The 11,240-nt window shown below is 39.5% G+C and carries 13 protein-coding genes; all 13 read left to right on the top strand.

Translation table 11 applies throughout. The features are described from left to right. The coding region (locus AC1DUW_RS14235) for a sigma-E processing peptidase SpoIIGA (RefSeq protein WP_477642793.1) at window positions 1–250 on the top strand (250 nt) is incomplete at its 5' end. Window positions 251–309: 59 nt separating this feature from the next. Continuing rightward, complete coding sequence (sigE, locus tag AC1DUW_RS14230) at window positions 310–1,029, top strand: RNA polymerase sporulation sigma factor SigE (protein WP_053345247.1); 720 nt, start codon at window positions 310–312, stop codon at window positions 1,027–1,029. A 151-nt stretch (window positions 1,030–1,180) separates the two neighbouring features. Then, entirely contained in the window at window positions 1,181–1,960 is a 780-nt protein-coding gene (gene sigG, locus AC1DUW_RS14225) for an RNA polymerase sporulation sigma factor SigG (protein ID WP_053345248.1), read from the top strand. A 238-nt stretch (window positions 1,961–2,198) separates the two neighbouring features. Beyond that, complete coding sequence (locus tag AC1DUW_RS14220) at window positions 2,199–2,468, top strand: YlmC/YmxH family sporulation protein (protein WP_053345249.1); 270 nt, start codon at window positions 2,199–2,201, stop codon at window positions 2,466–2,468. A 56-nt stretch (window positions 2,469–2,524) separates the two neighbouring features. Then, entirely contained in the window at window positions 2,525–3,358 is an 834-nt protein-coding gene (pgeF, locus tag AC1DUW_RS14215) for a peptidoglycan editing factor PgeF (RefSeq protein ID WP_053345250.1), read from the top strand. Then, window positions 3,355–4,032: a YggS family pyridoxal phosphate-dependent enzyme gene (locus AC1DUW_RS14210; protein WP_053345251.1), complete on the top strand. Its 678-nt coding sequence runs from the start codon at window positions 3,355–3,357 to the stop codon at window positions 4,030–4,032. Before pgeF ends, AC1DUW_RS14210 begins: the two co-directional genes overlap by 4 nt. Window positions 4,033–4,046: 14 nt before the next feature. After that, a complete protein-coding gene (locus tag AC1DUW_RS14205) occupies window positions 4,047–4,511 on the top strand; it encodes a cell division protein SepF (RefSeq protein WP_053345252.1) in 465 nt (154 codons plus the stop codon). Window positions 4,512–4,517: 6 nt separating this feature from the next. After that, a complete protein-coding gene (locus AC1DUW_RS14200) occupies window positions 4,518–4,784 on the top strand; it encodes a YggT family protein (RefSeq protein WP_053345253.1) in 267 nt (88 codons plus the stop codon). A 140-nt stretch (window positions 4,785–4,924) separates the two neighbouring features. Continuing rightward, window positions 4,925–5,698 carry a YlmH family RNA-binding protein gene (locus AC1DUW_RS14195; RefSeq protein ID WP_477642792.1) on the top strand — a complete coding sequence of 258 codons (774 nt, stop codon included), beginning with the start codon at window positions 4,925–4,927 and terminating at the stop codon, window positions 5,696–5,698. 85 nt (window positions 5,699–5,783) lie between these two features. Beyond that, on the top strand, window positions 5,784–6,299 hold the full coding sequence (locus AC1DUW_RS14190; RefSeq protein WP_053345255.1) for a DivIVA domain-containing protein: 516 nt from the start codon (window positions 5,784–5,786) through the stop codon (window positions 6,297–6,299). 396 nt (window positions 6,300–6,695) lie between these two features. Further along, window positions 6,696–9,464 carry an isoleucine--tRNA ligase gene (gene ileS, locus AC1DUW_RS14185; protein ID WP_098175399.1) on the top strand — a complete coding sequence of 923 codons (2,769 nt, stop codon included), beginning with the start codon at window positions 6,696–6,698 and terminating at the stop codon, window positions 9,462–9,464. A 252-nt stretch (window positions 9,465–9,716) separates the two neighbouring features. Next, window positions 9,717–10,175, top strand: a complete 459-nt coding sequence (gene lspA, locus AC1DUW_RS14180; RefSeq protein WP_053345257.1) for a signal peptidase II — start codon at window positions 9,717–9,719, stop codon at window positions 10,173–10,175. 4 nt (window positions 10,176–10,179) lie between these two features. Further along, window positions 10,180–11,097: an RluA family pseudouridine synthase gene (locus AC1DUW_RS14175; protein WP_053345258.1), complete on the top strand. Its 918-nt coding sequence runs from the start codon at window positions 10,180–10,182 to the stop codon at window positions 11,095–11,097. Window positions 11,098–11,240: the final 143 nt, after the last annotated feature.

Raw genomic sequence — 11,240 nt, 5'->3', positions numbered from 1 at the left:
GGAGGAACAGCCTGAGTATTCGTGGACTGGACGAATGCGAGTTATCCCTTATAAAGTTGTCGGTCATGAACATCAATTGTTAACTGCGATTAAGCCGGATTTTATTAAAATCGTTCAGGGTGAAAAAGAGTATCATGTCAAGCAGGGACTCGTTTCGTTTACCTTTCAGCAACTTTCTCCCGACAATAGCTATCAATCTATTGTTCATCCAAAAATGTTAACCGGCATACCGGTGCAAAATGCCTCCTGAACCACTGATTCATTCAAAAATTTTACCCATTAACCGTTTATTTAGAAGGGAGAATTATTTTGAAGAAATTCATTCTTCGACTCACTTATTTTTGGTACAAACTATTGTTCAAGCTCGGATTGAAAACGGACGAAATATTTTATATAGGAGGGAGTGAGGCGCTGCCGCCGCCGCTTTCAAAAGAAGAAGAGGCAATACTGATTAATAAATTGCCTAAGGGCGATGAAGCTGCACGATCGATTTTAATCGAACGAAATTTAAGGCTGGTTGTCTATATTGCAAGGAAATTTGAAAATACAGGTATCAATATAGAAGACTTAATCAGCATCGGTACCATAGGTTTAATTAAGGCTGTAAATACATTCAACCCCGAGAAAAAAATTAAATTAGCTACATATGCCTCTAGATGCATAGAGAATGAAATTTTAATGTATTTACGTAGGAATAACAAAATACGTTCTGAAGTGTCTTTTGATGAACCATTGAATATTGACTGGGATGGAAATGAGCTCCTGCTATCGGATGTCCTTGGTACTGACGATGACATAATTACAAAGGACCTGGAGGCAAATGTGGACCGCAAGCTGCTAACGAAGGCTCTAACGCAGCTCTCCGAACGTGAAAAACAGATAATGGAGCTTCGTTTTGGACTTGCAGGTGGAGAGGAAAAAACCCAAAAAGATGTTGCCGATATGTTGGGAATTTCCCAATCTTATATTTCACGTTTGGAAAAAAGAATTATTAAGAGGCTTCGAAAAGAATTTAATAAAATGGTGTAAAAAAAATGATGGGCGCAAATACCAATTAAATCAATGCTTTGAATGCAATAATGAAAAATAATGGTGATTTTCTGTTCAAGCCTTGTGCATATTTTTTTCTCCCGCGGAAATACTGTTTTTTGTACAGCGCTCCTGTGAGGAGGGAATAATTTTGTCTCGTAATAAGGTTGAAATCTGCGGTGTGGATACATCAAAATTACCGGTTTTAAAGAATGAAGAAATGAGAAAACTCTTTAAAGAACTGCAAGATGGCGATATTTCAGCAAGAGAGAAACTGGTAAACGGGAATCTTCGACTTGTTTTAAGCGTTATTCAGCGCTTTAACAATCGGGGAGAGTATGTAGATGATCTATTTCAGGTAGGCTGTATAGGGTTGATGAAGTCGATAGATAACTTTGACTTAGGTCAAAATGTTAGGTTTTCAACGTATGCTGTACCAATGATTATTGGAGAAATCAGAAGATATCTCCGTGACAATAATCCGATTCGAGTTTCCCGTTCTTTAAGAGACATTGCTTACAAAGCTTTGCAGGTTAAAGAAAAGCTCATTAGCCAAACTCTTCGAGAGCCGACAGCTGAAGAAATCGCCAAAGTGTTGGAGGTACCTCATGAAGAAATTGTTTTTGCATTAGATGCAATACAAGATCCAGTTTCCCTTTTTGAACCGATTTATAATGATGGCGGGGATCCGATTTATGTACTCGACCAGCTGAGTGATGAGAAAAACAAAGATAGTACCTGGATTGATGAAATAGCAATAAATGAAGGCATGAGACGGTTGAATGACCGGGAAAAAATGATTCTTCGAAAACGGTTTTTCCAAGGGAAGACGCAAATGGAGGTAGCTGAGGAAATCGGCATTTCACAAGCGCAGGTCTCCCGATTGGAAAAAGCAGCAATTAAGCAAATGAATAAAAATATCCAACAGTAGAAGCTGAGCATGAGAAAAAGTTGGCTGAAGCGGGTAGGGACAAAACGTCCAACTACCCGCTTATCAGCAACTTATCCATAGCGGCTTTTTTATTATGTTTAAAAACTCTGAAGAAGTATACTCCACAAACACCATGAAGGTACGTTTATTTATTGTAATCTTCATCCTTAAGTGAATCATGTCATATACATAGAAATAGGACCTTCATTTATGATGAAAATTTGAGGAGCTGAGTGAAATGACTAGAATTTCTGAATTTCAAATTAAGGATATCGTCAATATAGCGGATGGGAAGAAGTTGGGTAATATGTCAGATCTTGAAATCAATACAGCTACAGGGAAGATTGAAGCGATTATAGTCTCCAATGGCACCAGGTTAATGGGGTTTTTCGGGAGGGAACAGGACATTGTGATTCCTTGGCGAAAAATAAAAAAAATCGGTGCGGATGTCATTCTTGTTGAACATCAGACAGTATTTCAAGCAGAACTGAAAGATGAAAGGTTTTAGAGGGTGCAGGGTGCAAAAATATGATACACTAGACTAAAAATAAAGAGGTTTAAATCATGAAAGAACCATTTGTTTTAATAGAAGACCAATATTTGCTCATTGACAGCTGGAGGCATCAAAACCTCCAGCTTGTAGCGGGCTTCTCCACGAAAGATGGGGGAGTTAGTTCTGGAAACTTTAAAACGTTGAATACCGGTTTTCACGTAGGGGATAAGCTAGATGATGTCCAGGAAAACCGCCGAATTTTAGCAGAAAAGCTATCTTTTCCGCTCGATGAATGGATAGGAGCCGAGCAAACGCATGAAACATATATCCAGCAAGTGACCAGTCTCGATGCCGGGAAAGGCGCAGCAGATTATGCTTCAAGCTTTAAGGCTACAGACGGGTTTTATACGAAGGATAAAAATGTTTTATTGACCCTTTGCTATGCTGACTGCGTGCCCTTATATTTTTTGGCTCCAGCACATGGTATGATTGGAGTGGCGCATGCTGGCTGGAAGGGTACCGTTAACGGAATTGCACGAAAAATGGTTGAAGCTTGGCAGAGTAAGGGTATAAAGTCAACGGAGATATTTGCTGTAATTGGACCATCGATTTGTTCAAAGTGCTATGTTGTTGATGATAAAGTGATAGATTTGGTGCAGAATTTGCTGGAAGATAATGACGAAAAGCCCTATAATTTAATCAGCGATGGACAATATCATTTAGACCTTAAACAGCTTAATGCAATGGTTCTTCAAAAATCGGGAATTCCAAAAAGTCAGATTGACGTGACATCATATTGTACAAGCTGTAATCATGACTTGTTTTTTTCGCATCGCCGCGATAACGGAAAGACAGGTAGATTGATGAGTTTTATTGGTTGGAAGGAGGATTTAGGGAAGCAGTGAAAGTAGTAGATAATTTAAAAAACATCGAAGAAAAGATAAATAAAGCATGTGAAATTAGTGGCAGGAACCGTGATGAGATAAAGTTAATCGCGGTGACGAAATATGTTTCCATTGAGAGAGCAAAAGAGGCCTTGGAAGCCGGCATATTCGATTTAGGTGAAAATCGAGATGAGGGTTTATTGAATAAATATGAAGTGCTGAAGGATGAGCCAAACTGGCATTATATTGGCTCCATGCAAACACGCAAAGTAAAGAATGTCATTGATAAAATTTCGTATATTCATTCATTGGATCGTATTTCTTTGGCAGAAGAAATACAAAAACGGGCAATTGAGCCGATAAACTGTTTAGTCCAGGTTAACGTTTCAGGTGAAGAATCTAAACATGGAATAGATCCTGAAGAGGCACTTGATTTTATAAACGGGCTATCAACTTTAGATAAGGTAAATGTTGCTGGATTAATGACAATGGCGCCTTTGACAGATGATGAACAGTTATTGCGTAGATGCTTCCGAAAATTAAAGGGACTTCAGGTGGAAATCCAAAAAGCTGGCTTAAGACATGCTCCATGCACTGAATTGTCCATGGGGATGTCCAATGATTTTACGATTGCGATTGAGGAAGGCGCTACAATGATTCGAATTGGTACAGCACTGGTAGGCGAAGAATTATAAGGAGGTACGCATAGATGACGTTCGTATCAAAATTTAAATCTTATTTCGCGCTGGATGATGAGTATGAGTACAAGGAAGAAGTGGTGGAAGAAGAGGAGGCTGAACAAAAAGTCGTGAAATCAGGTAAACAACAGCAGTCCGCTTCTACAGGAAATAACTCCAATAAGAATATCGTAAGTTTGCAAAGCGTACAGAAATCTTCTAAAGTAGTATTGTTGGAACCTCGTGCTTATGCAGAAGCCCAAGAAGTTGCGGACCATTTGAAAAACCGTCGTGCCGTTGTTGTGAACCTTCAGCGGATTCAACATGACCAAGGAAAGCGAATCATTGATTTTTTAAGTGGAACTGTCTATGCAATCAGCGGGGATATCCAAAAAATTGGAACAGATATATTCTTATGTACTCCAGATAACGTCGATGTTTCGGGTAATATTACCGGTTTCGCCGCCGAAGAGGAGTATGAAGAAGCGAGGTGGTAATGGTTAATGGGTTTAGTGCTTCAAGGTTTATATTATTTAATTGAAATTTATTCAATGGCATTAATCGGTTACATATTAATGTCATGGTTCCCTAATGCTCGGGAAACATCGATTGGCCAATTCCTGGAAAAGATTTGCGAACCTTATTTAGAACCGTTCAGAAAATTTATACCACCCCTTGGCATGATCGACCTTTCGCCGCTTGTGGCCTTGTTGGTTCTTAACTTTGCCAGCGGATATGGAATCTATTATCTGCAAACTTTAATCGGGTGATTAACTTTTAATCTGAAAATGCGTATTTCTTACTACACAGTTGGATAATGCTCCACTGTGTAGTAGCGCAACGAAGAAGTCATTATTTATATCCTGATGACCGACCATTAATTAGACAAGTAAGGAGCATTTATTCAATCATGAGTATTTATCAGCATTTCAGGCCGGAGGAAAAGGATTTTATCGATCAGGCAGTGAATTGGATTGACCAGGTGAAAAATTCTTATGCTCCAAAACTTTCTGATTTTCTCGATCCGCGTCAGCAGGAAATCCTTTCTGCCTTATTAGGGAATGATTCGGATGCAAAGCTGCAATTATATGGCGGGAGTGATTTCGTTGAACGAAAACGTGTGCTCATTTACCCTGATTATTACTCTCCTGAACCATCAGATTTCAATATCTCCTTATACGATATCTCCTATCCAAAAAAATTTGTTACATTAGAGCACAGGCAAATACTTGGAACCTTGATGTCTCTGGGGGTAAAACGTGAAAAATTTGGTGATATAATAGTGACAGAGGAGCAAATTCAATTTATCGCTGCCGAAGAGATGGATTTATATCTCGTAGGAAACCTAGAAAAAATAGGTAGCGCTTCCGTTACGATTAAAAGGCTTCCCATCGAGAATATCATCGAGTTGGAAGAAAATTGGGAAGAGCAAGTAACTACTGTTAGTTCTTTAAGGCTTGACAGTGTGTTATCGTCCGTCTTGAATATTTCTCGTCAAAAAACACAAGTGCTGATAACTTCGGGAAAAGTAAAGGTGAATTTTAAGCAAACAGATAATGTTTCGGAAGAATGCCGCGAGGGTGATACACTTTCTATCAGAGGTTTTGGTAGATGTAAATTAGCCTCAATAGATGGAAAAACCAAAAAGGATAAGTGGAGAATCTCATTAGGCAGACAAAAATAATTCAATCGCAAGCAGGATTCATACATTTATTGTCGAATATAGAGTTTTAACATACTAGAGTAGAAACCGTTCTGGAGGTGCCGTAATGCCCTTAACCCCGATAGATATACATAACAAGGAATTTGGTAAAGTATTTCGAGGGTATGATGAAGATGAAGTAAATGAGTTTCTCGACCAGGTCATTAAAGATTATGAACTGATTTTGAGAGAGAAAAAAGAACTTGAAGAAAAATTAAACGAAACTTATGATCGTTTAGGACACTTTACGACAATTGAGGGTACACTTAATAAGTCGATTATTGTCGCACAGGAAGCAGCAGAAGAATTAAAGCGCAATGCTCAAAAAGAGGCCAAGCTGATCATTAAGGAAGCTGAGAAAAATGCTGATCGGATCGTCAATGAGTCGCTTGTGAAAGCAAGAAAAATAGCGATGGATATTGAGGATTTGAAAAAGCAGTCAAAAGTATTCCGGACACGTTTTAAAATGCTTGTCGGAGCACAGCTTGATTTGCTGGACAATGATGATTGGGATCATCTTCTTGATTATGAAGTAGATGCGACTGAAATAGAACTAAATGAAAGAGTGGAAGAGGAAATTTAAAGGTTTCCTTGACTTTAAACACTTTTTTCGCATATAATTTTTTAACAATACTATTCATGATGACATTAGACGATGACAGGGACAGTAGATTCTTCAAACACTTATATTTAGCGAGCCGGGGATGGTGCAAGCCCGGAATAAGCGAAGAATTTGAATATCACCCTTGAGTTCTGAGTTGAACCTGCTGTTGCAGTAAGTAAACGATGCGTTTCATTCACGTTACGAATGCTCGAGAGGATGGATTCGCTTTATTGTGAATCTTTCTAGCCAGGGTGGTACCGCGGGAAGCAAAGCTTTCTCGTCCCTTTTTTAGGGATGAGAGGGCTTTTTATTTTGTCCGGATATCAAGTCATCGGTTCGAATGAATTTGTGTAAAGACGGATGGAGGATTTTATAATGGAATATAAAGATACCTTATTGATGCCTAAAACTGAATTTCCAATGCGTGGTAATTTGCCGAAACGTGAGCCAGAAATCCAGGAAAAGTGGAAAGAGATGGACATTTATAAAAAAGTGCAAGAACAAACTGAGGGACGTCCTTTATTCATTTTGCATGATGGACCTCCATATGCAAACGGCGATATCCATATGGGCCATGCAATGAATAAAGTTTTAAAGGATTTCATTGTCCGCTTTAAATCAATGAGCGGTTTTCAAGCACCATATGTACCGGGCTGGGATACGCACGGACTACCGATTGAGACGGCACTAACTAAAAAAGGTGTAAAGCGGAAAGAAATGAGCGTAGCTGAATTCAGAAAGCTATGTGAAGAGTATGCGTACGTACAGATCAACAATCAACGTGAGCAGTTTAAACGTATTGGGGTTCGCGGAGATTGGGAGAATCCTTATATTACCCTAAAACCAGAATATGAAGCACAACAGATCAAGGTTTTTGGTGAAATGGCGAAAAAAGGCTATATCTACAAAGGAAAAAAACCTGTTTATTGGTCTCCTTCAAGTGAATCAGCCCTAGCGGAAGCTGAAATTGAATATCAAGACAAACGTTCTGCATCTATCTATGTTGCTTTTGAAGTCACAGATGGAAAAGGTGTAATTGAAGAAGGCGTAAAAATCATTATTTGGACAACAACACCTTGGACGATTCCAGCTAACCTTGGAATCTCATTGCATCCACAATTAAATTATGTGGTGGTATCTGTCGAAAATGAAAAATATTTAGTAGCTGAAGCTCTTCTTGAATCAGTTACAGAATCTCTAGGCTGGGATAACCCAACTATTTTGAAATCGGTAAAAGGTAGCGAACTGGACCGTGCCGTTGCTAAACACCCTCTTTATGACCGGGAATCACTAGTGATGTTGGGTGAGCACGTAACAACTGAGGCTGGTACTGGTTGTGTTCATACTGCACCTGGACACGGGGAAGATGACTTTATCGTCGGGCAAAAATATGGCTTGGATGTTCTTTGTCCTGTAGATGAAAAAGGTGTCATGACAGAAGAAGCAGGGGAATTTGCAGGATTATTTTATGATCAAGCAAACAAACCAATTACGGAAAAATTAACAGAAGTGGGCGCACTATTGAATTTGACGTTCATTACCCATTCTTATCCACATGACTGGCGGACGAAGAAACCGACTATTTTCCGTGCAACGGCGCAATGGTTCGCGTCAATTAAAGACTTCCGTGGTGAACTGCTAAAAGCGATTGAAGAAACGAAATGGGTACCGGCATGGGGTGAAACACGCCTATTTAATATGGTCCGTGACCGCGGAGATTGGTGTATTTCCCGTCAGCGTGCATGGGGCGTGCCAATTCCAGTATTTTATGCAGAAAATGGTGAACCAATCATCACTGATGAAACAATCAACCATATTTCAGAATTATTCCGCGAACAAGGGTCAAACATCTGGTTCGAACAGGAAGCGAAAGATCTTCTTCCAGAAGGGTTTACCCATGAAGGCAGCCCGAACGGTATCTTCACGAAGGAAACGGATATCATGGATGTATGGTTTGACTCAGGTTCTTCCCATCAAGCAGTACTTGAAGAAAGAGATGATCTGCAGCGTCCTGCTGACCTTTATTTAGAAGGTTCGGATCAATACCGCGGCTGGTTTAACTCATCGCTTTCAACAAGTGTGGCTGTAACAGGAAAAGCACCATATAAAGGTGTGTTAAGCCACGGGTTCGCTTTGGATGGTGAAGGCCGTAAAATGAGTAAATCGATTGGGAACGTTGTACTTCCATCTAAAGTCATGAACCAACTTGGCGCAGATATTTTACGCCTTTGGGTTGCTTCTGTGGATTACCAATCAGATGTAAGAGTTTCAGATCCGATTTTAAAACAAGTTTCTGAAGTATATCGCAAAATTCGCAATACATTCCGCTTCCTGTTAGGTAATTTGGATGGCTTTAATCCTGATACTGATAAAGTGGCATTCCAAGAATTACGTGAAGTCGATCAATATATGCTAGTAAAATTGAATAAGCTGATTACTCAATCGAAACAAGGCTATGAGAATTATGAGTTTGCTACAATTTATAATATGGTCAATAACTTCTGTACGCAGGACTTAAGTTCGTTCTACCTTGATTATGCGAAAGATATTTTATATTGTGAAGCACCTAACGGTAAAGATCGTATGGCGATCCAAACGGTTCTTTACGAATCATTGGTCAGCTTAACGAAATTGGTGTCACCAATTCTTTCTCATACAGCTGATGAAGTATGGGCGTTCATTCCAGGTGTAACGGAAGAAAGTGTACAATTGACATTGATGCCCGAAGCAATTTCAATCGATAATGCTGAAGCCATTGAAGAAAAATGGACGGCATTTATGGATGTCCGTGATAATGTCTTAAAAGCATTGGAAGAAGCTCGTAATCAGAAAGTTATCGGAAAATCACTGAACGCAAAAGTGATGGTATATGTAAATGAAGAAACAAAGAATCTGCTTGATAGCATCGAAGAGAGCTTTGAACAGTTATTCATCGTATCCGAGTTTGTAATCGCTGGCGATGTGGCAAGTGCCCCAGCAGAAGCGGTAAAACTTGAGGATATTGCTATTCTTGTAACAAAAGCAGAAGGTGAAACGTGTGAACGTTGCTGGAATGTTTCAAAAGAAGTAGGCCAAGTGGAAGAACATTCAACACTTTGCCCACGCTGTGCAACTGTAGTGAAAGAGCATTATGTGAATCAATAATTTAAAAGGAGGGCCGGTTCCCATTAGATGAGGGGACCGGCCTTTTTCATGGGAAATGGTTTCTAGTGTGTGAAACAGCCAAAATCATTTGCGAAAATAAATTGTTTCCTAAAAAAGGAAAGGAGAACCTTGTCAGCCCAAGCTTATATTCACCACGTGCTGATTGAGGTCTTCTGTTTTTCGTATTAGTCATTATTTCTAGTTTATGMTACAATTCAAAAGTGAAGATTTGATTAGTTTGGGGGAAAAAATGTGTTTTATTACTTAATTGCCCTTTTGGTCATAGCTTTCGATCAGCTGACAAAATGGATGATTGTGAAAAAAATGGAGTACGGAGAAAGCATTGAAATTATTGAAAACCTTCTATATATCACCTCGCATCGTAACCGTGGGGCCGCATGGGGAATTCTACAAGGTCAAATGTGGTTTTTCTACATCATCACCATCGCTGTCATTATTGGACTTGTCTATTATATTCAGAAAATGGCGAAGGAAAGCCGTTTGCTTGGAGTTTCACTTGCGCTCATGCTAGGCGGTGCGATTGGTAATTTTATCGACCGTGTTGTTCGTCAGGAAGTAGTCGATTTCGTTCATACCTATATATTCAGCTATAGTTTCCCGGTATTTAATGTTGCTGATGCTGCGCTTTCAATTGGTGTCGGACTGCTCGTGATTCATATGTTTTTAGAAGAAAAAAACGCTAAGGAGTAAGATAATGGATAAAAGGTTATACAGCATCGATGAAACACTAAAAGGCGTTAGGATTGATAAGGCTCTTTCTACATTAAATGAGGAATGGTCACGTACTCAAGTCCAGCAATGGATTAAAGATGACCATGTTTTAGTTAATGGGGCTGCAATAAAAACGAATTACAAATGTATTACAGGCGATACAATTGAAGTAACGATTCCTGAACTTGAGGAATTGGATGCAATCGCTGAAGAAATGAATTTGGACATCTATTATGAAGATGCAGATGTGCTGGTTGTTAATAAACCGAGCGGTATGGTTGTCCACCCAGCGCCAGGACATGTATCTGGTACACTTGTAAATGGATTGATGGCTCACTGCCAGGATCTTTCTGGAATCAACGGTGTAATGCGTCCAGGTATCGTTCACCGAATCGATAAAGATACATCAGGTTTATTAATGGTTGCTAAAAATGATATGGCGCATGAAAAGCTTGTTCAGCAACTGGTTGATAAAACTGTTACCCGTAAGTATCAAGCTGTAGTTCATGGGGTTATCCCACATGACTTCGGAACGATTGACGCTCCAATTGGCCGTGATAAAAAAGAACGCCAAAGCATGACGGTAACAGACTCTAACTCCAAAAATGCTGTAACTCATTTCCGTGTCATCGAACGTTTCACTGCTTTTACTTTGGTGGAATGTCAGCTTGAAACAGGAAGAACTCATCAAATCCGTGTTCATATGAAATATATCGGATTCCCGCTTGCAGGAGATCCAAAATATGGTCCGAAGAAGACGTTGAAGTTAGATGGACAAGCATTGCATGCCGGATTGCTTGGTTTCGTTCATCCTCGTACAAATGAGTATATGGAATTCGAAGCACCAGTTCCGGAAGAGTTCGAAAATCTTATTAATCAATTACGTAGAAGTAAGGATTGACAATAGAGTTTTTATGATATATTATAATAATAACTTAATGAGAACCTTTAACACAGTCCAGAGAGACTGAGAAGGAAACGGATACGCTAAATGGGATAATTGTACCCATAGCGATGAAATCCTCACGCCTTCTGGGTGTGAGG

The organism is Peribacillus sp. P4_C12, assembly GCF_056402095.1.
This window is presented reverse-complemented; position numbering and strand designations above follow the sequence as displayed.

What these genes read in the sequence shown, in the direction of transcription:
- AC1DUW_RS14220 (WP_053345249.1), top strand. Translation starts at nt 2,199, where the DNA reads ATGACTAGAATTTCTGAATTTCAAATTAAGGATATCGTCAATATAGCG.
- pgeF (WP_053345250.1), top strand. Translation starts at nt 2,525, where the DNA reads ATGAAAGAACCATTTGTTTTAATAGAAGACCAATATTTGCTCATTGAC.
- AC1DUW_RS14205 (WP_053345252.1), top strand. Translation starts at nt 4,047, where the DNA reads ATGACGTTCGTATCAAAATTTAAATCTTATTTCGCGCTGGATGATGAG.
- AC1DUW_RS14200 (WP_053345253.1), top strand. Translation starts at nt 4,518, where the DNA reads ATGGGTTTAGTGCTTCAAGGTTTATATTATTTAATTGAAATTTATTCA.
- AC1DUW_RS14195 (WP_477642792.1), top strand. Translation starts at nt 4,925, where the DNA reads ATGAGTATTTATCAGCATTTCAGGCCGGAGGAAAAGGATTTTATCGAT.
- AC1DUW_RS14190 (WP_053345255.1), top strand. Translation starts at nt 5,784, where the DNA reads ATGCCCTTAACCCCGATAGATATACATAACAAGGAATTTGGTAAAGTA.
- ileS (WP_098175399.1), top strand. Translation starts at nt 6,696, where the DNA reads ATGGAATATAAAGATACCTTATTGATGCCTAAAACTGAATTTCCAATG.
- AC1DUW_RS14175 (WP_053345258.1), top strand. Translation starts at nt 10,180, where the DNA reads ATGGATAAAAGGTTATACAGCATCGATGAAACACTAAAAGGCGTTAGG.